The organism is Kangiella japonica, assembly GCF_039523535.1.
GTDB classification, from domain to species: Bacteria; Pseudomonadota; Gammaproteobacteria; order Enterobacterales; family Kangiellaceae; genus Kangiella; species Kangiella japonica.
In genome coordinates this window covers 226935-248030 of the sequence record NZ_BAAAFM010000003.1, presented here as the reverse complement: position 1 = coordinate 248030, position 21096 = coordinate 226935, and the positions used below count along the sequence as shown (strand labels likewise).

Genomic DNA, 21096 nt, shown 5'->3' with positions numbered 1-21096 from the left:
CCATTGTCGTCTCCTTTAAATATGGCATCCGACTGATACTTCATCTTAGCGAAAAGCAATCCTTGGCGCTAGTGGTTTTTGTCTTAAGTTATTGATTCGTATTGCTTATATCAATCCACGATTTATTTGGCTCGCCGGCTTCTTCACGTACCAATTTAGGGACTAAGAAACCCGCCAATTTAGCTTGTAGTTGTTGCATTATTTTTATGGCATGGCTTTCGTCGGTGTCAAAGTGGTGCGCACCATGAACTTTGTCTAATAAATGCAGATAATAGGGAAGTATATTGCACTCGAATAATTTTTCGCTAAGTTCTGCTAACGTGTTGCTATTGTCATTGATTTGACGCAATAACACGGATTGGTTAAGCAGGGTGATGCCGGCGGAGTGTAAGCGCTGCATGGCGAGACTCACCAAATCATCAATTTCATTTGGGTGGTTAATATGCGTCACAAGCACGCATTGAAAACGACTCTGGCTTAGGGTGCTAACCAACTGTGAGGTAACTCTTTGTGGAATGACAATGGGTAAACGAGTGTGGATTCTAAGCCTTTTAATGTGCTTAACGTCCTCTAACATGCTGATAAAGTCATGCAAATAGCTGTCTGTAACCGCTAAAGGGTCGCCTCCGCTTAAGATGACCTCGTTAATTTCTGGGTGTTTGGTCAGGTATTCTAGAATATCATCCCAGTTCGCTTTACCAAGTTGGTTATCAGCGTATGGAAATTCACGTCTAAAACAGTAGCGACAGTTGATGGCGCAGGCTGTGGCGAGCATCACCAAAACGCGGCTTTTGTATTTATGAAGCAATCCGGGCAGGGCGCTATCGTGCTCACCAAGAGGATCTTTGCTATAGCCCATGACTTGCTGGTTTTCTTCGGTAACAGGCAGCACTTGTCTCAACAAAGGATCATAGGGATTGCCGCGTTGCATACGTTCGACAAACGGAAGCGGCACTCGCTGTTGGAACGGGTGTTCGAGCAAAACCGAGTCCGACATAGCGTCAATATCGATATTTAGGTGCTCAAGTAACTCTTTTGGCGACGAAAAAGCACTAGAAAGTAACTTTTTCCACTCATTGTCCTGCCAATAAGAGTCGTTTCGCGTTAAAATCTTCACGTTTTGAATCATAATATATCAAGTTTTTAGAGGAACTCATGGGAACAATTACTACAAACGACCTACGCAATGGTACCAAACTGATACTCGATGGCGAACCATGCACGGTTGTTGATAACCAGTTTGTTCGACCAGGTAAAGGCCAAGCATTTAGTAAAACCAAGGTATTATACTTACTAACTGGGCGAACTGTTGAGAAAACTTTCAAATCAGGCGAAAGCATCGAAACCGCAGACGTCATCGATACGGAAATGGAATATATCTATAACGATGGTGAGTTTTGGTACTTCATGGACGCTAACACATTCGAGCAAGTGCAAGCAGACGCGAATGCGGTTGGTGAAGCCAAAAATTACTTGATTGAGCAAGATAAGTGCCAAGTAACGCTTTGGAATGGCAGCCCAATCTCAGTAACGCCGCCAAACTTCGTTGTATTAGAAGTAACAGATACAGATCCAGGTTTACGTGGCGATACCTCAAGCGGTGGCTCAAAGCCAGCGACCATGCACACAGGTGCGGTTGTTAAAGTGCCTTTGTTTGTGAATATTGGCGATAAGCTTAAAGTAGATACGCGTTCTGGGGAATACGTTTCACGCGCCTAGCTTTTTAAATTCTCGCTATACTGCGTTACGTTGCTTTTTGAAAATGCTCACTTAGCTGATCTAAGCTCCGCGTTTCAAAAAGCAACAAGCCTTGTCCAGCAAGAATTTCCCTGCGCTAGATAGGTATGCTGGGTCTGGCTTCGTGTCTAAACAAACCTGATGCCTCGTTCAAGCAAATTTTATCTCCATTAGGGGCATGGGGTTTTGCTCCGCATTTCAAAGAATAATGTAGTTGCGAGCCTGTGAAGCAGGCGCGGAAATCTTGTGGAAGCGATTGTGGGGTAAACAGATGTATTTAAACGTAGGGTGCGTCGTGACGCACATTGATATAATCCTCTAACATTATTTTGTGCGTGATAACGTACCTAAGACGTTGCCTATGAAGCTCCTTAATGTTGAAAACCATTTTCTTGATATTTCCGAACTGCACAGAGTTCATGTTATTGAGGCTGGGAATCGGCAAGGCCCTTGTGTTGTCTTTATGCACGGTGGGCCTGGTGCAGGAGTTAACGAAAAGCTGATTAATTATATCGATTGTGAGTATTTCCATGTTCTACTCATAGACCAACGTGGGTGCGGACAAAGTTTGCCTCTTGGTGAGTTGCGAGATAACACTCTCACGTCGTTAATTTCTGATGTCGAGGTGGTGCGTGAGCATTTCGGTATTAATAGTTGGTGGGTAACAGGTGGAAGCTGGGGAAGTTTTTTAGCCCTTAATTATGCGGTTAAGCATCGCGACTGTGTAAAAGGATTAATTGTTAGAGGGTGTTTTCTTGGTAGGCAATGGGAACTTGACTGGCTTTACGCTCCTGATGGGGCGTCAAGGTACTATCCAGAGGTTTGGCAGCTGTTTGTCGAGAATTGCCCACGCAAAACTCGGACAGAAATTCTGGCATTTTATATGGAACGGTTAACATCTTCTGATGAGGCTGAGCGTTGGGATGCAGCAAAACGTTGGTTGGCTTGGGCGTCCATTTCTATGGGGGATATCACTACGCTTGTAGCTGAATCACAGAGCGACAGCCTGATAGCAAAAGCTACCATCATGTGCCATTATTTATCTAATGATTGTTTTTCGCGGGATAGTGAACATCTACTTACTCAGTTAACAACTATGGATAATATCCCGATTTGGATTGCACATGGTAGGCTTGATGTGATTTGTCCTCCAAAAACAGCTTGGGAACTGTCCCAAGTGCATGACAATACCTACTTGACCTTACTGGACGGTGTTGGTCACTCTCCAGCTGACACCTCCATTTGTGACGCTTTGAGGGACTGTTTCGAGAAAATCAAGAATGATAATCAAGTCTAACTGGAAACCAACCGCTTCAATTGAAACCTTAAAAGCGCGCGCTAAGATAATGGCGCGGGTTAGAGAGTTTTTTGCTGAGCGGGATATCTTAGAAGTAGAAACCCCTTTGTTAAGCCGTTATGGCGTGACTGATCGTTTTATGAAGTCGTTTAAAGTAAACGATTACATGGGAAGCGAGGGGTATCTCCAGACATCACCTGAGTATGCCATGAAGCGTTTGTTAGCAGCGGGCTCAGGCTCTATTTATCAGATCTGCAAAACCTTCCGTCAGGATGAGTTTGGTTCGCGGCATAATCCAGAGTTCACCATGTTAGAGTGGTACGTCGAGGGCTATGAACATCACCAATTAATGACACAAGTGTTTGATTTAATGAATACTTTGTCGGAAAAAGAGTTAACGCCAGTCAAGCTAAGTTATCAAGAGGCGTTTGAGCGGTACTTGCAGATTGACCCTTTAACCATAGAAAATTCGGAGCTTTGCAAGCTGAGTCATGAGCTTTTAGGGGATTTGCCAAAGGACTTAGAGCGTGATGACTATTTAGCTTTATTGTTTGAGGATCAGATCGAGCGACAATTAGGGCTTGGGCAAGAGGTTTGTTTCATTCATAGCTATCCAGCTAGCCAAGCTGCATTAGCGAAACTGGACTCTCAAGATCCTCGGGTTGCTTGTCGTTTTGAGGTCTATTGGCATGGGGTTGAGTTAGCTAACGGGTTTTATGAGTTGACCGATCCAGCTGAGCAACGAGAGCGATTTGAAAAAGATAACGCTTGGCGCCAAAGGGATGGCGAGCCATTAATGTCAATTGATACGAACTTTATAGCAGCGTTAGAGCGGGGTCTTCCACGCTGCTCAGGAGTCGCGCTGGGCATCGATCGTTTGGTCATGATTCTTCTAGCACTGCCAGAAATTAAGGACGTTATCACCTTTCCCGCAGATAGAGCCTAAGTGCGGTTAAGCGGCTGATGAGGAAATTTCAAGCTCTACATCGGTTTCTCGCTCTAATGCCTTCAATATTTTATTGAAGGTCGTATGATCTGCCATGGCAACGAAGCTCCTTCCATCTTTCAGCTTGGCCAAGAAAATAACCTTACCCTTACTCGTGCTTTCAAGTAACTCTTTAGATGTGTCATTAATATCAAGTAGTGATTGATAATGGCTTTGATGATTACTTAGGAAGTCAATTTGTTGTGCTGGAACTGTCTCACATAAGTAGTGATTTTCGTCACCAGGTAAGGTGAAGTTTCGGATAGTAAAGCGTCCTGTGCCAGTGGGAAAACTTCCAGCTATGACAGTAAATTTTGACATATTTTTAACCTCATCAATCCTTCAATAATAAATAATCCCTAAAACCTATTTATAATCATTAAGTTATGTGTTGCTGATGGTTAAAGGGCATCTCTTATTGTTTTAGCTGAGTCAAAAATACCAGTCAATTGAAAACCGCTTTAAAAGGTAGGGAATGAGACAAGGTTATAACTTTTTTCAAATATGACTTGCTGTAACGCTTTAAACTCTTGATATTTAAAGCGTTTGTGCATTGAATCTGTTTAAGCGCTATTACCTATAAACGTAGAGTTTGAATTTTTCAGTTTAGCAACCGAACTTTTCATCTTATGGTATGTAGTACTATCAGCCTCTGCGATAAAGCGTCTTTCATCGGATAGTCGAACCATGAAAATGACATCATTTTCATCAGCGATACGGAGTTTTTCTTCTAGCTCTAACTGGATTTCCTCTGCTAACGCTTTGTCTTTATTTAAAAGTAGCGCCATTTTTGGATTTGCAGTATTAATGAACTCTATCTGACTGATGCTAACGGTTTCACACAAGTAGTGATTCTCATCACCAGGAAGAGTTAAATTACGGAAAGTAAAGTAACCGGTCCCTCTTGGAAAATCTCCTGCTAAGATCGTAATCTTTGACATAGCTGTTTCCTTTATCCATGTTGTTTCATCACATTCACTTTAAATAAAGTGAGAATATTCCTTCAACTCTTAACTTATTGTTTATTTTTTAATCGCTACTTATATTTCTACTCCAAAGTGTGATGCAATTCAAGTTTTTGCTTCTCGAAATTGTAAATTTTAGCATGAGGTGCATTTAAGCCATTGATTTATAAGCTCTCTCGATATTGAAAAAACCGATGGAAGCTCAAGTTCCTGACGCTCTGTAAGAATCCTGATGTCGTCTCGGGTGAACCATTTAGCGTTTTCTAACTCTTTATCTCGTAATTGAATATCATAATCTTGGGTTTCTGCTGTAAAACCAACCATTAATGATTGTGGGAATGGCCAAGGTTGAGATTTGAAATAATTGATATTCTTGAGTCTTAGTCCTGTTTCTTCGAAACCCTCTCGAGCTACGGCTTGCTCAAGGGTTTCTCCGGGTTCGACAAATCCTGCAATTACAGAGTAACGGTGTTCTGGCCACGAGGTTTGTCTGCCCAACAGAATTTTGTCGTTATTGGTAATGGCGCATATAACTGCGCTATCGGTACGTGGGAAGTGTTCCTGCTGACAACTCTTGTTAGAGCAGGTGCGCACGAACCCTGCTTTATTTGAATAGGTCTCGCTGCCACAATAACCACAAAACTGATGGGTATTGTGCCAGTGCTCCATGGCTATCGCCACATTACACAAATAGGAGTCTTCGGCGGGTAGCGACTTAAAAAGCTCTCTCAATCCTAATAGTTCAATTGCTGACTCAGGCGTTGCTGCTTTTAATTGGTCGAGTGAGGATTCGTCTTTTAAGCGGTAGGTGAAGAAGTGCTCACTATTCTTTTCACCAAGATAAATAAGGTGTTTTTGTTCCAAGGAGCCGAAAATGTCAACTAATTCTGAGTAGCTTTGCCAGTGGGGGATATAAGTCTCTTCGCGGCTTCGTGTCGCAATGGTTTGTCTATAAACAGGTAAATAATGAGCCTGTTCACTTTGCCATATTCTATTGATGAAAGTGTCATGATGACGAATATCACCATGACGGTTCAGGGGGCTCACTTGAAAAGCAAACATAGTCTAGAATTAATCCTTTAAAAGAAGTTAAACACCACCAATAAGGTCGCTACAGATAATAATAGCCATAAGATTAAACCAAGTAGCATGGCTTTAATAGGGATGGCTTTTATGGTCGCCTTATTAAGGCTGGTACCCATCCACAAAAGACTGAGCGCGAACAAATTTTTAGCAGCATCTTTGACGTAAGGAGTTACGGACTCCAAGGGGATAAAGCTACCAATAGCGCTAGCCAATAAGAAAAAGACGATAAACAGTGGAATTGCTAGTTTAAATTTTCCAGAGCTAACGGCGAAAGAAGCGATAATGGCGACCGGTATAATCCACAAGGCGCGAGCAAGCTTCGCGGTGGTGGCGACCTCAAGAGCCTCTTCGCCATAGACAGAAGCTGCCCCTACAACACTGCTGGTGTCATGAATACCAAGCGCAGCCCAAATACCAAATTGTTGCTGACTGAGTTCAAGCCAATGCCCAATAGCAGGGTATATAAAAAGTGCCACGGCGTTTAATAAAAAAACCACAGCCAGCGAAATGACCATCTGCTTTTGGTCAGCTTTTATCGATGAACCAACTGCTGCTATAGCACTACCGCCACAGATTGCAGTCCCTGAGCTGATAAGCCAGCTTTGGTGGTTATCGAGCTTAAACAGTCTACCGAGCAGTAAACCAACGATAATTGCGGTGGAAATGACACTGACAGTGAGCCAGAAGCTATCACCAGCATTGCTCACAAGATCGCCAAAGGGCAGGGTAAAGCCGAGCAAGACAATGGCGACTTTGAGTAATAAGCCGGCCCATGAGCCCACGGGTAGCTTGTGAGCTCCAGAAAAGAACCAACCCCAAACTAAACCTGCGGCAAGGGCGTAACTCGCTGGCAATAATCCAACGATGCATAACACGGTTAATGTAAGCAATATTAGGTTAGCGGTGTACTGTAAGTGTTTATTGCTGTGTAGGGTCATAGCTTATATTAGAAACTCTTAAACTTAGGCGCACAGTTTACGCTTCTGTTACTGGATATTCATCCTCTAAATGCTCTGCCGAGTAAAAATAATATAAAAAATGCTTTACTGCTTAGGTGTGATATGTAAGTATAACACCATATCGGTATGGCACGGTGCTAGATTACTTTAGTGATACAGCGTTGTACTGACACTTAGACAGGCTGAAATCCCTTAAGAAGGGAGTTTGGCTGAGATGAAAAGGTAACGATGGTATGCAAATACAGTGGGATGACTCACAGCCAATCTACCTCCAGCTGAGAGATCGTGTGCAGAACATGATTCTCGAAGGGAATTTAGTAGAAGGTGAAGCTTTGCCTTCGGTAAGAACGGTGTCGGCAGAATATCAGCTGAATCCAATTACTGTTTCCAAAGCTTACCAACTATTAGTGGATGATCAGTTGGCGGTGAAAAAGAGAGGATTGGGTATGTTTGTGGTCGATGGAGCAAAAGAAAAGTTATTGCAGCAGGAGCGCGAAGTGTTTCTAACAACAGAATTACCAGCGCTTCTAAGAAAATTAAAACGTTTACACATTACAAAAGAAGAGTTGCTGGAAGCACTCGATAAAGGGGAGTCTGAAAATGACTAATGTGATATCTGCTAACAACGTCAATAAGTCTTACGGCAACTTTAAAGCGTTGAGCAATGTAAATTTTGAGCTCGGAAAAGGTCGAATCCTTGGTTTGATTGGTCCAAATGGTGCCGGTAAAACCACGCTGCTAAAAGCAGTATTAGGGTTAACCACTTACTCTGGTGACTTAAAAGTTCTGGGTTTAGATCCGCATAAACAACGCGACGAGTTAATGAAGCGAGTCTGCTTCGTGGCTGACGTTGCAGTATTACCACGTTGGATAAAGGTGAGTCAGGCGATTGATTTTGTCGAAGGAGTGCACCCAAAGTTCAACCGTGAGCTGTGCGAAAAATACCTGTCGGAAACTAAGATTAAGCGCGAGAGTAAGGTCAAAGCATTATCTAAAGGCATGGTGGCGCAGCTACACTTGGCTTTGATTATGGCCATCGATGCGGATTTATTGATTCTGGATGAGCCGACGCTAGGCCTCGATATTTTATACAGAAAGTCGTTTTACGAGACACTACTGAATGATTATTTCGATTCCGAAAGAACCATAATTATCACCACGCACCAAGTTGAGGAAATCGAGCATATTCTGAGCGATTTAGTCTTTATACAAGATGGTCAGATCGTACTTGATGACAGTATGGACGCGGTAGGCCAGTCATACTTTGAAGTCATGGTAGAAAAAGAATTTGAAGAAGCTGCACTGGCGCTAAACCCTATGAATGTACGCGAAGTATTCGGCCAAAAAGTGTGTTTATTTAATGGCGTCGAGCGTTCCAAGTTAGAAGAAATGGGGAAAGTGAGAAAGCCAAGCGTAGCGGACTTATTTGTTGCCAAAATGAGGGGCGAAGCTAAAAGCCAGGCGACTGCGGAAGGAGAAGTGGCATGAATACATTCGTAACTTTATTAAAACGTGAATACTGGGAAAGCAAAACCAGCTTTTTATGGGTGCCGCTTGTCATCACAGGGATTTCAGTGTTTACAGCATTACTAGGATTGATAATAGCCTCCACAGGCAGTATTCAAACTGCTGAGTTCGGATCACATGATTTGGGCAACTTATTTAAATTGTATGACGTTTCGGTAGATGCAGATGTAAAGGCTTTCGCAACCCAAAGCGCACTCTATTCAGGCGTTTATAGCTACTACATGGTGTTAGCGATTGTCGGTTTTTTCTACTGCTTAGGTGCTTTATACGATGACCGCAAAGACAAAAGTATTTTGTTCTGGAAGTCGATGCCAGTTTCTGACTCACAAACAGTGCTGTCGAAGCTCGCCTCAGTAACATTGGTTGCACCCTTTATATATTGGTTAATTATCATCGGGACTAACTTGTTGATGCTAATTATTGGAACTGTGTTTGCATGGCTATCTGGCGTGGACGCTTGGAGTGCCTTGTGGGCAAACTCAGGCTTCTTTAAGGTTGCGATGTATCAGTTTGCCGCTCTATACATGGCAATGCTTTGGGCTATTCCATTCGTGGGTTATTTACTACTAATCTCTAGTTGGACAAAAAAGGTTCCGTTTCTGGTGGCGACTGTACCTCCGGTATTGGTCATTATCGCGGAAGGTATGATTTTTAAAACTGCCAGCGTCGCAACATTTTTCGGTGAAAAAATGTTCGGTGTGGTGCAGGCTTTAGTAGCACCTTTTAATACCTTGGCTAGGGAATACGCGCAGAAAAGTGCAAAAATGGAGGGTGACATTCCAATTTTTGATGAGTTTAAGTTCCTTTCTTTTGGCCAGCAGTTTCAGGACACCGGCTTTTGGACAGGATTGATCCTTGGCGCGGCAATGATTGTAGCCGCAATTTATATCCGCCGCTTCCGTGACGAAGCATTCTAAATAAATGCACAAAAGTAAATAGGGAGGTACTTATGACGTATAACAGGAAAGCAACTAAGCGTGTAAGTCAGATCTGTTTGTACATCGCAATTGCTACGATAGGTTATACTGTTGCTGCAAAGCTAAACCGCGTGCAGCCAGAAGTGGGTGTGCTTAATAGCTTAGAAGCTGTTGAGTCTATCCACAAAGGGATTAAAAATATCTTTGTGAAACTGGGTTAGACTAACGTCTGACCCAGTGCATGAGTCCTGACACAGATTCGTCTGCGATGGACTCAAGCTCATCTTCACTAAAGTGGACTTTCAGCTTAAGAAGCAAAGGCCAAAGAACACGTTCTTTAAGGATACCAAAGAAAACCTCAGCGGCTACATCTGCCTTTTTAATTACATCCTCATCAAAGGTAAACTCAGACAATAGCTTGGTTAAAGACTGCATGAGTGGAATTTTAACGTATTGTAAAAAGTTAATCGGAACTTGTGGGTGGTGTTCAGCTTCTGAGATGATCACTCTAAACAGCGCTACCGTATCAGGCTGAACTAAAATTTGGACAATTCTTTGTGCAAACTTTCTTAAACGCTCCTCTGGTGAACCCGACATATTGTCAATATCAGCAACCAAGTTTGTGATCCGTACCAGTAATATGGATTCGCAAGAATTGCTGTCATTAGAACGTCGTGCGAGAGAATGGCTAACTGAGCATGCGCCACAAAGTATGTTTAGCGAAGCGGCTAGCACAAGCATCCTTTTTGCCAATATCTCAAAAAGAAATATACAAGCTCTACTCAGTGGAACCCTAATTGCTTTAGCGTTGATTTCTACTCTCCTGATTGCACCGTTACGAAGTGTGAAGTTTGGTGCTATGAGTTTAATTCCAAATTTACTGCCCGCACTATTGGGCTTTGGAATTTGGGGATTACTTGTTGGTCAGGTTGGTTTAGCTATCTCGATTGTTGTTGGCATGACTTTGGGGATCGTTGTAGATGATACGGTCCACTTTTTAAGCAAGTATTTGCATTACCGAAGAAAGCGTGGGATGAGCACTCCTGAAGCTGTCAAAGAAACCATTATTACAGTTGGGCCTGCTTTATTTGGAACAACGATTATCTTAGCCAGTGGCTTTACGATGCTAGCGACTTCTGGTTTTGAAATTAACTCGCAAATGGGTGCGTTAACTGCGATCACTATCGTTATTGCATTTGTTGGCGATTTTTTCTTATTACCTTGCTTGATGATGTTATTTGACCGTTCGACTATTAAAGTTAGAGATCAGGAAACTGTAGTTAAAGCCAAGCCATTAACAGAAACCGGAAACTAACGGATTAAATCATGAAAGATTATTTTAAATACAGTTATTTACTACTGGTGTTTATGCCGTTGACAGCTGTTTGTGTGTTAGCGGGAGGCTGGTGGAGTTTGGTCGCACCAAATGCTGTGATTCTATTTCACTTAATTTATGACAATGTATCATCGCCAGATATCCAGACACGTCCTATAAAGTATAAAGGCATATTAAACTTCATGCTTTACATGCATTTGCCTGCATCGCTAGGGTTGGTCTTTATACTGGTTTGGCAATCAGCGCCGGGTGACTTTTTAGGTCTAGGTGCTTGGTTAACAGAGTTGACGTCGATTGAGTTGTTAAAAGCTCACAACGATATGAGCCTAAGTCAGTTACTTTCTGCAGCGTTCGCCGTGGGCTTCATACTGAGCACTAATACATTGGTAGGACACGAATTAGTTCATCGTACTAGTCACAAACTCTCCATGTTTGTTGGACGATGGCTATTAGCTATTGTTGGTGATGCTCAGTTTTCGATCTCGCATGTTTACGCTCACCATCTTAATGTCGCTACTCATGAAGATGCAGCGACTGCTCGCCGTGGAGAGTCGCTTTATGCCTTCTTTATCCGATCGAGCTTTGGTCAGTATCAAGAGTCGTGGGAGATTGAGAAACGCCGATTAAAGAATCGCGGAACATCTATTCTGTCGTTAAGAAACCGAGTGTTAAGTGGAATTGCGATGACGCTTTTGATTGCAGTTTGCATCATTTTGATTGCGGGTTGGATGGGTTTTTTACTCTACACAGTTCTATTGCTCACCTCAAAATTCTGATTTGAAACGGTCAACTATATTGAACATTATGGGCTACTTAGAGAAAAGGGAACCAAGGTTGAGCCTAAGCATAGCTGGGATTGTAATACGCGAGCAGCGTCTTATGTTTTGTATAACTTGAGCCGTCACTCGGATCATCACGCAAGTGCAACAACGCCATTTTGGGAGCTCAAAGCTCACCCCAATGTAATGGAACTAAAGTACGGCTATATCGCACATATGATGTTAGCAATGATTCCACCTTTATGGCACCAGTACACGGCACCAAAGCTTGCTTTCTGGGACCTACACTTAGCGTCCGAAGCTGAGCTGGAGTTAGCAAAGCAGTCAAATAAAAGTAGTGGTAAGCACTTTATGAATCAAAATGCTTCAGCACAACTTGCTGAAGAAAATAAATAATAAATCAAACAGGAGTTGGTATGAGATTGATTAGTACAGTAGTTGCGTTGATGTTAGCTGTCAGCGCAGGTTCATTATTCGCCGAAACGGATAAGAATAAAGGTATTGAAATCATGACTGAAGTGGATGTTCGTGATGAGGGATTTGAAGATTTTTCAGCACAAATCTCCATGGTTTTAGAAGACAATAATGGCAATAAAAGTACGCGCTTAATGGAAGTTAAAAACTTAGAGGTTAAGAATGATGGAGATAAGAGGTTACTTGTGTTTAAGGAGCCTAGTGACGTTTCTGGGACTGCCTTGCTCACTTACTCACATATTCTTGAAGATGATGAACAGTGGTTATATTTGCCTGCTTTAAAGCGTGTTAAACGAATTTCATCCAGTAATAAGTCAGGGCCTTTTGTGGGTAGTGAGTTTGCATATGAAGATATGTTGTCACAAGAAGTCGAGAAGTATGAGTATGTATTTCTTGGTGAAGAGAACTTTAAAGGTCTAGAGTGTTTTATCGTGGAGCGAAAGCCTCGGTACAAGAACTCTGGCTACAACAAGCACAAGGTATGGATCGATAAAAAACATTTCCGTTACCAAAAAATTGAATACTTTGATCATCAGGACTCACACCTAAAAACTTTAGTTCTTACAGACTACGAGCAGTTCTTAAATAAGTTTTGGCGAGCTAAAGAGATGGTGATGACGAATCATCAAACACAAAAAAGTACTGCCATGTATTGGAAGCGTTTTTCTTTTAGTAATGGTTACAGCGATAGTGATTTTACAAAAAGTGTTTTAAAAAGAAGCCGCTAGGCAGTACTGATAGGGATAGAATTGTGCAGTTATACAGTAAAATTAGTGGAATAGGGAGTTATGTGCCTGAGAATGTGGTGTCGAATCATATGCTGGAGCAAACTCTAGATACGAGCCACGAGTGGATTGTAGCTCGAACAGGTATTGAGGAAAGACGAATTTCCTCTGATGTAGAGTCATCGGCTTATATGGCAATTGAAGCCGCGAGGAAAGCAATAGAAACTGCAGGTATTAGTCTTGAAGAAATAGACATGGTAGTAGTGGGGACCACCACATCTACTTATGTTATGCCTAGCACTGCATGCGAGGTCGCTGCGGGGTTGGGCATTTCTGGAGCTACAGCTTTTGATGTGGCGGCTGCATGCTCTGGTTTTATCTACGCCGTAAGTGTTGCTGATAAGTTTATTCGGTGCGGAGAAGCTCGGTGTGTGTTAACCATCGGTGTAGATCGCTATTCAAGATTATGCAACCCGGAAGATCGTAATACTAGCATCTTGTTTGGTGACGGTGCGGGCGCAGCGATCATTAAGCTTAGTGATACCCCAGGAATTGAGTACACCGAGCTAGGCTCCGATGGTGGTAAAAGTAATATCTTAACTGTAAAAAATAAGGAACGCCTTCCTTATATTAAGGAAGGGGATAACGCTTACTTGCAGATGGATGGGCAAGATGTTTTTAAAAGTGCTGTAAGTAAGTTTGTAGAACTTATTGAAAGAGTCCAAATAAAAAAAGGGATCCATATGGATGATATCGACATGTTAATCCCGCACCAGGCCAATATTCGTATTATCAATTCGGTGGCAAAGAGGTATAAATTGCCTCAAGCTAAAGTATTTTTAAATGTGCAAAAGTATGGAAACACTTCTGCCGCATCTGTTGTATTGGCACTGGATGAAGCCATGCAAAGCGGCCAAGTAAAAGAGGGCAGTCGTGTTCTTATGATTGCTTTTGGAGGTGGCCTGACTTGGGGGAGTGTTTTAGCTACTTTATAAAGATATATGCTGTTGGACATTTCTTATCGAAGATAATGTTCAGCGGTGATTAATGTTGTTCCTTTATAATCAAACTTAGATAATTTTCATATCCAAATTATTGAATTTGGACGTCTAAATCCTTCTCACTGTTATATTTCTTGCTTAAAAGTAGAAATTATTGATAGTATGCCAATTAACAAGTGGTATGACGTCTTATGGAAAGCCGCTTCCGAATAATGTAATAAACAGTTAATTCCTGTCGATGGGGGAAGGAATTGTATGAATAGTAATAAATCTATTATGACCTTATCTAAGATTGCCGTTGGCGTATCTTTAGCGTTAGCCGCCACTGCATCTAATGCTGTGGGTTGGGACAGTGAGAATTTTGAGTATAACTTAGACACCACTATCTCAGTCGGCGCCAGTATGCGTGTTGAAGAGCGTGATCGTGCGCTCGTTGGTAAAGCTAACCTTTACCAGCAAGAAACAGGCCAGTCAGTGACCAGTCTATACGGTTCAGGGATCGTTCCAGACGGTGCTTGGTCGAATAACTCCGATGACGGTAATTTAAACTTCAATAAAGGCGATTTCTTCTCTCAAGTAATCAAAGGTACGCACGAATTCGATATGCGCCATAAAGATGGCGACTACGGTGTTTTTGCACGTGGACTTTGGTATTACGATCGTGTCCTAATGGACAAAGAAATGCGCTTCCGTGACCTAGATACCTATCCAAGCGGTGCTTATGCTGCTGGCGAAACGACCAGTAGAAAAGAGCAAGGCTATGACGCACGTATGCTAGATGCGTATGTGTGGAGCACTTGGTATCCAAGCGACACAAGCGTAGTTCAAGCTCGTTTAGGTGAGCAGGTTGTAAGCTGGGGTGAAAGTACTTTCATTCAGCACAGCTTGTCTGAGGCAAACGCCGTTGATTTAAGAACCTTAAGAAATCCAGGCGCAGAATTAAAGGAAGCCTTTATTCCTTCAAAAATGTTGTGGGCTTCGGCTGAGTGGATTGGCGAAGCGGGTAATAGCTGGACTCTAGAAGGTTTCTATCAGTTTGAGTGGGAACCTGTTCGTACTGATGAGCCGGGTACTTATTTTGCTACTCGTGACTTCTTAGGTTTAAAAGGTTCTGAAGTACACCTAGGTTTCGCACAGTTCCCAGAAGGCCAACCTGGCACTGTAGCTATCCGTAAAGATTCTCGTACTGCTGACGACGATGGACAGTATGGTGTGAAGTTTGGTTATTTCACTGAAATGGGCACCGAATTAGGTTTCTATTACATGAATTACCACAACCGTCGTCCGATTATTTCTGCTAACGCAGCCGATAATACCGGTACAGTTTACGGTTTCTTGGAATACCCAGAAGATATTCAAATGCTTGGTATGAGCTTTAATACAGCGACAGACGGTGGCGTTTCGGTTGCTGGTGAAATCTCTTATCGTATCGATGAACCACTTCAAGTTGATGATGTCGAACTCTTGTTTGCGACTCTAGAGCCAATTGGTCAAATTCCAAGCGGTACGAGTCAGGTTGCGAATGGTCATGGTTTAGGTGACGAAATTTCAGGTTATCGACTGCATGACACTATTCAGGCGCAAATGACCTTTACCAACTTGTTAGGTTCAATGTGGGGCTCGGATCAAACCGTATTCCTACTAGAAGTTGGTCTAAACCAAATTTTAGATATGCCTGAAAAGAGTGTTCTACGCTATGAAGCGGAAGGTACTTTCCGTTCAGGCAACCCAGACCGAGCTGTCGATGCGAATGGTAATGGTACTGTTGGTGGTATGTTTGAACTAGCACCCCCTGGTAGCACACCCTGTGGATTTACTAATCCTAGCAACGGACAGCGTGTAACGACCGAGTGTGAAGGCAATTCAACAGGTTTTGCTGATGATTTCTCTTGGGGTTACCGTCTAGCGATGCGCTGGGAATATAACGATGCCTTTAAAGGTTGGAACATGAAACCGCGTTTGGTATTCCAACATGATGTGAAAGGTAATACTCCTGCGCCAATTTCGAACTTCTTAGAAGATCGTAAGTCTCTTGCTATAGGCACGAGCTTTGATTACCAAAGTCGTTGGAAAGTTGATTTCGCATACAACGCATTCTTTGGCGCTGGAAAAAGAAACTTAATTGCTGACCGTGATTATGTTTCAGCAGCACTAAGTTACTCATTCTAATAAGGGTATTAACAGTTTATGGCTAAGATAATGAATAAATGGTTATTAGCGAGCGCAGTCGCTTCAGTACTCTTTTCTGGTGCGGCAACTGCAAAAGTTTCACAGGAAAAGGCGGCAGAGCTTGGAGGGGATGTCTATACTCCGATGGGCTCTGAGCGCGCAGGTAATGAAGACGGCTCTATCCCAGCTTGGACTGGCGGTATCCAGGAATTACCGGAAGGGTATGAAGTCGGTGATCATCACCCTGACCCATTTGCGGATGATGAAATATCATTTACGATTAACGCTTCAAACTATAAAGAGTATGAGGATTTTCTAACGGTAGGTCAGGTTGCCCTGTTTAAAACGTACCCAGAGAACTTCAAAATGCACGTTTATCCAACACGCCGATCAGCATCATTCCCACAGCATGTTTATGATGCGATTAAAGCGAATGCTTCTAAAGCTGAGTTAGTGCAGGGTGGTAACGGTATTAAAGGCGCTTCGATTGGTGTTCCATTCCCATTCCCACAAAGTGGGCTTGAGTTGATTTGGAACTCATTGACACGTTACCGCGGTGTTTCTGTTATGCGTAAGGTTGCTCAAGCAGCACCGCTACCAGACGGCGACTATGTATTGGTTAAACTTGAAGACCAGTTGCACCATATCTATAACGAACCTGGCATGACGCCAGAGAAGTTAGCTGAAGGAAACGTTCTATTCTTGTTCCGCCAGACCGTTAGCGCACCAGCCCGATTAGCCGGTACAGCTTTGTTGGTCCACGAAACAATGGATCAGGTGAAAGAGCCACGTAAAGCTTGGACTTATAACCCAGGTCAACGCCGTGTTCGTCGTGCACCTAACGTAGCCTATGACGCACCAGGTACTGCTTCTGATGGTTTAAGAACCACCGATGATTTCGATATGTTCAACGGTGCTCCAGACAGATACAACTGGACTATCAAAGGCAAGAAGGAAGTTTATATCCCATATAACAACTATAAACTTCACTCTGACGAAGTTGAGTACGATGAAATCATAAAACCAGGTGTTATCAACTCTGACTTAGTTCGTTATGAGAAGCACCGTGTGTGGGTTTTAGAAGCCGATATTAAAGATGACACGCGTCACCAGTATGGTAAGCGTGTGTTCTATATCGATGAAGACAGCTACCAAATCGTAGCTGAAGAGATGTACGATCAACGTGGTGAATTATGGCGCGTAGCACAAGCTTACCCGATTAATTACTACGAAGTACCAACTCTTTGGTCAACTTTGGAAACTTACTACGACTTGCCATCAGGTCGATATCTAGTGATTGGTTTAGATAACCAAGAAGAAATGTATGATTTCGAAGTTAAGTACAACGCGTCACACTTTACGCCTTCAGCGTTACGACGTATTGGTCGTCGATAAAACATCCATCAGCGGCCGGGCTCCCCGGCCGCTTTGCCTTAAATGTCTAGAAAATTCAAAACAATGAAAAATGTCCTTCAAACTCTAATAATTAGTTTAGTCATTCTAGCGGCACCTATTTCTAAAGGTGAACCTGCTGTAATTGCACCCAAAGCTGTAGAATCTCTTTTACTTGATATTGTGAAAGTAAGTGACCAAAGGTTACTTACGGTTGGCCAGCGAGGTCATATCTTGATCTCGGAAGATCAAAACCAAAACTGGCGACAGGTTGAGGTTCCAGTTAGTGTAAATTTAACAGCTGTTGATTTTCTTGATGAAAATCATGGTGTTGCCGTTGGTTTTGATCAAACGATTTTACTAACACAAGATGCTGGCGAAACTTGGACGGTCAGCCATCAGGAAGTATCGAATCTACAGCCAGCCTTATTTAGTGTCATTTATACCTCAAAAGATACTATCACTGCAGTTGGGTCTTACGGATTGTATTTAGAGACTGAAGATGGCGGTAAAAGTTGGGAAAACCGTCAGATTGATAGTTTGAGTGATGTTTATGATGGATTTAGTCACTTTTATGACATTGAAAGACTCACGGCAGATACATGGTATATCGCTGGTGAGAAGTATATTGCTGAAGCCGATGAATATGGCGATGAATTTAGCAAAGGCATGATTGCAGTCACCAAAGACGGTGGCAAAACTTGGGATAAAGTAAACTCTCCTTATGAAGGCTCATTTTTCGGGATATCTGTAAAAGCTAACGACATTTATGTTTATGGCTTGCGTGGTAACTTGTTCCATTCAAAAGATGGTGGCTCCAGTTGGAACAAGGTTCCATTAGGAGTACAAGCAGGATTACACGACATGATAATAACCGATGCTGGAAATCTTGTTTTAGTCGGTACAGGTGGTGTCATGATTGAGAAATCCGCTACAAATACCAAAGCTGCAAAAGTGAGCAAGCGTCCTGACCTCAAAGGAAGAGCAGCGTTGATCGAAGTAGCTGATGAACAGTTTATTATTGTTGGCGAAGGTGGCGTGAGTTCATCGTCGCAAGTTGAAAATAAAGCACAACAGTAGAAGGTTAATAAAATGTCAAAAAATAAATTAGAGCCTTTAGTAAAGTCTTTGCTTTTTTCTAAGCGCGGGTTATGGGTCGCAGTATTCGTCATTATTACCGCCATTATGGCTTACTTCATGTCTCAACTGAGAATTGATGCAAGTTTCGAAAAAAATATCCCTTTAAAGCATGAATACATGCAGACTTATCTTGAGTACCAGGAAGAGTTCGGCGGTGCGAATCGAGTCTTTGTTGCCTTAGAGTCTAAGGATGGCGAGATATTTAACGAAGAGTTTTTTGAAGCTCTTAGAATTGCCGACGATCGTGTTGAAGGTATTGAGGGTGTTAACCAGTCTCAAGTTCAGTCGCTGTATTCGCCTTCGGTTCGATACATTGAAGCGAGTGAGCAAGGTCTTGAGGGTGGGCCTGTTATTCCGCCTGAGTTTGAACAGGCTGACAAAGCCGAAGCTTTCGATCAAGTAAAAGAGAATATCTTAAAAGCTGGAATTCGAGGTCGATTAGTCTCTAATAACTTCAAATCAGCAATGATATCGGCGCAATTATTTTCCGAGTATAACGATCCTAAAGCAGAACTAAAGTTAGATGCTAATGGTCAAGCTATCTCGCAAATGGTTCAAACCGACTACGTAAAAGTAGCCCATCAGCTTGAAGACTTACGCCGTGAAATCGAAGCGAAGTACCCTAATATCGAAGTCCATATCATTGGCTTTGCAAAAATGATTGGCGATGTGAGCGATGGCGCTGGAAATGTTATCTTTTTCTTCCTGATTGCATTTTTAATCACAGCCTTGCTGGTTTTCTGGTATTCGCGCTCAGTTAAACTGACTTTATTGCCATTATTAACGTCAAGTGTTGCAGTGGTATGGCAATTAGGTATCTTGACTGCGCTTGGATACGGTATCGACCCTATGTCGATCCTCATACCTTTCTTAATCTTCGCCATTGGTGTTAGCCATGGTGTGCAGATGATTAACGGGGTACAGCATAATGTAGGTAAAGGTTTTAAAGTTTATGATGCAGCTATTGCGGCATGTGCAGGCTTAATTGTTCCTGGTGGAGTGGCTCTATTAAGTGACACTATTGGTTTCTTAACCTTACAGTTAATTGAAATCGACATTATTCGCGAACTTGCTATTACAGCGAGTATTGGTGTCGCGGTTTTAATCCTAACTAACTTAATTTTACTGCCGCTACTGATTTCTTACACCAGCTTCTCCGACTCCTTCGTAAAAGGCGTTCAAAAGCGTGAAAAGTCCCATGAAGTGTTATGGCACAAGCTGAGCGTGTTTGCTAAGCGCCCAATGGCTTTGATAGTCGTCATTGTAGGTGTCGTACTTGGTTTAGTCGGTTACTGGGGCTCGCAAAACATGAAAGTCGGCGATCTTCACGCCGGTGCTCCAGCTTTGAAGCAAAACTCGACTTATAACCTCGACACTAAGTTTGTCACAGAAGAATACTCGATTGGTACTGACGTGATTTCGATCTTAGCGGAAACACAGACCGACGGTTGTACCTATTACAATATTATGGCGACCATTGACGATTTCCAGTGGCAGCTAGCAAATGTAAAGGGTGTTCAATCCACATTGAGCCTTCCGCAAGTGTCGAAAGTCGTGAATGGCTTGTTAAGTGAAGGTAATCTTAAGTGGAAGGTGTTGCCGAAAGACGAAGCGGTATTGCCTTATACTATTGCGCGTGTCGAGACTAGCACTGGCTTACTCAACTCAGGCTGTAGCGTGATGCCGGTAATGATATTCCTAAACGATCACAAAGCCGAAACTATTGAGCGTGTGGTCGAGTCTGCAAAAAGCTTCCAATCGGAATATCTAGCAAAAGAAAAAGCAGCAGTATATGGCATTGTTAAAGGAGCTGTTTCTGAGGAAAATACTGAATCATTGCAGCAAATACTCGATCCATTGCTAGATGAGTACAGTCAGCTTGATTACGGCGAAAACTCAGAGCGCCCGACTTTAGAAGCTTTCTTAGATGAAAAGTTAGCTGATTCAGATGCAATAGAAGAGAGTCAGTTGAAGGCCGTAACATCGGCACTTAAAGCTGAATTGCCTGATAGTGGCTTTAAACCCGTTAAATTCCGTTTAGCAACAGGCGCCGTTGGCGTAATGGCTGCAACTAACGAAGCCGTTGAAGCGGCACAAGTTCCAATGATGATCTGGGTATACTTAGCGGTTACATTGCTTTGTTTAATCAGTTTCCGTTCGGTTCGAGGAACTATCTGTGTGGTATTACCGCTAGTCGTTGTTTCGTTACTGGCGCAAGCTTTGATGACATGGCTCGAAATCGGCCTGACAGTGGCCACATTGCCAGTAATTGCACTGGGTGTAGGTATTGGTGTGGATTACGGTATTTATATCTTCTCGCGCATGGTTGGATTCATACGTGAAGGTCGCTCCGTCTCAGAGGCATATTTTGAGACCTTAAAGTTAACGGGTAACGCTGTATTGTTCACCGGTTTAACCTTAGCGATTGGCGTAAGTACTTGGATTTTATCAGCTTTACAATACCAGGCAGACATGGGAATCATGCTGACATTTATGTTCTTAGTGAATATGTTAGGCGCAATTTTCTTATTACCTGCACTAGCCTGTTTATTATACAGACGTTAAAGACAGCTTAACTGGTAGAAGCAGTTGAAAAAAAGGCATCTT

At 42.7% G+C, this 21096-nt stretch carries 22 protein-coding genes; 16 read left to right on the top strand and 6 right to left on the bottom strand.

What is annotated here, in order from left to right; all coding sequences use genetic code 11:
• Positions 1-88: 88 nt before the first annotated feature.
• Complete coding sequence (epmB, locus tag ABD128_RS04585; RefSeq protein ID WP_343987198.1) at positions 89-1129, bottom strand: EF-P beta-lysylation protein EpmB; 1041 nt, start codon at positions 1127-1129, stop codon at positions 89-91.
• Positions 1130-1155: 26 nt separating this feature from the next.
• On the opposite strand from epmB, the gene efp reads away from it, so the two are divergent.
• From efp to epmA, 3 genes are all read left to right on the top strand, one after another.
• On the top strand, positions 1156-1719 hold the full coding sequence (gene efp, locus ABD128_RS04580) for an elongation factor P (protein ID WP_343987195.1): 564 nt from the start codon (positions 1156-1158) through the stop codon (positions 1717-1719).
• A gap of 379 nt (positions 1720-2098) precedes the next feature.
• The gene (gene pip / locus ABD128_RS04575; protein WP_343987192.1) at positions 2099-3034 is read left to right on the top strand and encodes a prolyl aminopeptidase; all 936 of its coding nucleotides are present in this window, start codon (positions 2099-2101) and stop codon (positions 3032-3034) included.
• Positions 3018-3980: an EF-P lysine aminoacylase EpmA gene (gene epmA / locus ABD128_RS04570; RefSeq protein WP_343987190.1), complete on the top strand. Its 963-nt coding sequence runs from the start codon at positions 3018-3020 to the stop codon at positions 3978-3980. Before pip ends, epmA begins: the two co-directional genes overlap by 17 nt.
• A 6-nt stretch (positions 3981-3986) precedes the next feature.
• On the opposite strand, the gene ABD128_RS04565 is transcribed toward epmA, so the two are convergent.
• The 4 genes from ABD128_RS04565 to ABD128_RS04550 form a co-directional block, all read right to left on the bottom strand.
• The gene (locus ABD128_RS04565; RefSeq protein ID WP_343987187.1) at positions 3987-4340 is read right to left on the bottom strand and encodes a hypothetical protein; all 354 of its coding nucleotides are present in this window, start codon (positions 4338-4340) and stop codon (positions 3987-3989) included.
• A 242-nt stretch (positions 4341-4582) separates the two neighbouring features.
• Positions 4583-4960, bottom strand: coding sequence for a hypothetical protein (locus ABD128_RS04560; RefSeq protein WP_343987184.1), 378 nt, complete (start codon positions 4958-4960; stop codon positions 4583-4585).
• A gap of 159 nt (positions 4961-5119) precedes the next feature.
• The gene (gene nudC, locus ABD128_RS04555) at positions 5120-6046 is read right to left on the bottom strand and encodes an NAD(+) diphosphatase (protein ID WP_343987181.1); all 927 of its coding nucleotides are present in this window, start codon (positions 6044-6046) and stop codon (positions 5120-5122) included.
• A 17-nt stretch (positions 6047-6063) separates the two neighbouring features.
• Positions 6064-7008, bottom strand: a complete 945-nt coding sequence (locus ABD128_RS04550) for a YeiH family protein (RefSeq protein WP_343987179.1) — start codon at positions 7006-7008, stop codon at positions 6064-6066.
• A 254-nt stretch (positions 7009-7262) separates the two neighbouring features.
• On the opposite strand from ABD128_RS04550, the gene ABD128_RS04545 reads away from it, so the two are divergent.
• The 4 genes from ABD128_RS04545 to ABD128_RS04530 are packed head-to-tail and all read left to right on the top strand — an operon-like array spanning position 7263 to position 9694.
• Positions 7263-7637, top strand: a complete 375-nt coding sequence (locus ABD128_RS04545; RefSeq protein ID WP_110199154.1) for a GntR family transcriptional regulator — start codon at positions 7263-7265, stop codon at positions 7635-7637.
• Positions 7630-8517, top strand: a complete 888-nt coding sequence (locus ABD128_RS04540; protein ID WP_343987175.1) for an ABC transporter ATP-binding protein — start codon at positions 7630-7632, stop codon at positions 8515-8517. Before ABD128_RS04545 ends, ABD128_RS04540 begins: the two co-directional genes overlap by 8 nt.
• Positions 8514-9473, top strand: a complete 960-nt coding sequence (locus tag ABD128_RS04535) for a hypothetical protein (protein ID WP_343987172.1) — start codon at positions 8514-8516, stop codon at positions 9471-9473. Before ABD128_RS04540 ends, ABD128_RS04535 begins: the two co-directional genes overlap by 4 nt.
• Positions 9474-9505: 32 nt before the next feature.
• Positions 9506-9694 carry a hypothetical protein gene (locus ABD128_RS04530; protein WP_343987169.1) on the top strand — a complete coding sequence of 63 codons (189 nt, stop codon included), beginning with the start codon at positions 9506-9508 and terminating at the stop codon, positions 9692-9694.
• A 1-nt stretch (position 9695) separates the two neighbouring features.
• Here the strand turns inward: ABD128_RS04530 and ABD128_RS04525 are convergent, their stop codons facing one another.
• Positions 9696-10091: a TetR/AcrR family transcriptional regulator C-terminal domain-containing protein gene (locus ABD128_RS04525; protein ID WP_343987166.1), complete on the bottom strand. Its 396-nt coding sequence runs from the start codon at positions 10089-10091 to the stop codon at positions 9696-9698.
• A 22-nt stretch (positions 10092-10113) separates the two neighbouring features.
• Here ABD128_RS04525 and ABD128_RS04520 point away from each other — a divergent pair, with 22 nt between their 5' ends.
• The 9 genes from ABD128_RS04520 (at position 10114) to ABD128_RS04480 (ending at position 21054) form a co-directional block, all read left to right on the top strand.
• A complete protein-coding gene (locus ABD128_RS04520) occupies positions 10114-10788 on the top strand; it encodes an MMPL family transporter (protein WP_343987163.1) in 675 nt (224 codons plus the stop codon).
• Between the two features lie 11 nt (positions 10789-10799).
• Complete coding sequence (locus tag ABD128_RS04515; RefSeq protein WP_343987160.1) at positions 10800-11585, top strand: fatty acid desaturase family protein; 786 nt, start codon at positions 10800-10802, stop codon at positions 11583-11585.
• 18 nt (positions 11586-11603) lie between these two features.
• Positions 11604-11984, top strand: a complete 381-nt coding sequence (locus ABD128_RS04510; protein ID WP_343989351.1) for a fatty acid desaturase — start codon at positions 11604-11606, stop codon at positions 11982-11984.
• Between the two features lie 20 nt (positions 11985-12004).
• Positions 12005-12790, top strand: a complete 786-nt coding sequence (locus tag ABD128_RS04505) for an outer membrane lipoprotein-sorting protein (RefSeq protein ID WP_343987157.1) — start codon at positions 12005-12007, stop codon at positions 12788-12790.
• Between the two features lie 23 nt (positions 12791-12813).
• On the top strand, positions 12814-13782 hold the full coding sequence (locus ABD128_RS04500; protein WP_343987154.1) for a beta-ketoacyl-ACP synthase III: 969 nt from the start codon (positions 12814-12816) through the stop codon (positions 13780-13782).
• 261 nt (positions 13783-14043) lie between these two features.
• Positions 14044-15957, top strand: a complete 1914-nt coding sequence (locus ABD128_RS04495; protein WP_343987151.1) for a DUF1302 domain-containing protein — start codon at positions 14044-14046, stop codon at positions 15955-15957.
• 18 nt (positions 15958-15975) lie between these two features.
• On the top strand, positions 15976-17352 hold the full coding sequence (locus ABD128_RS04490; protein WP_343987147.1) for a DUF1329 domain-containing protein: 1377 nt from the start codon (positions 15976-15978) through the stop codon (positions 17350-17352).
• A 63-nt stretch (positions 17353-17415) separates the two neighbouring features.
• Positions 17416-18429, top strand: a complete 1014-nt coding sequence (locus ABD128_RS04485; protein WP_343987144.1) for a YCF48-related protein — start codon at positions 17416-17418, stop codon at positions 18427-18429.
• Between the two features lie 12 nt (positions 18430-18441).
• Positions 18442-21054, top strand: a complete 2613-nt coding sequence (locus ABD128_RS04480) for an efflux RND transporter permease subunit (RefSeq protein ID WP_343987141.1) — start codon at positions 18442-18444, stop codon at positions 21052-21054.
• The last annotated feature ends 42 nt before the right edge of the window (positions 21055-21096 follow it).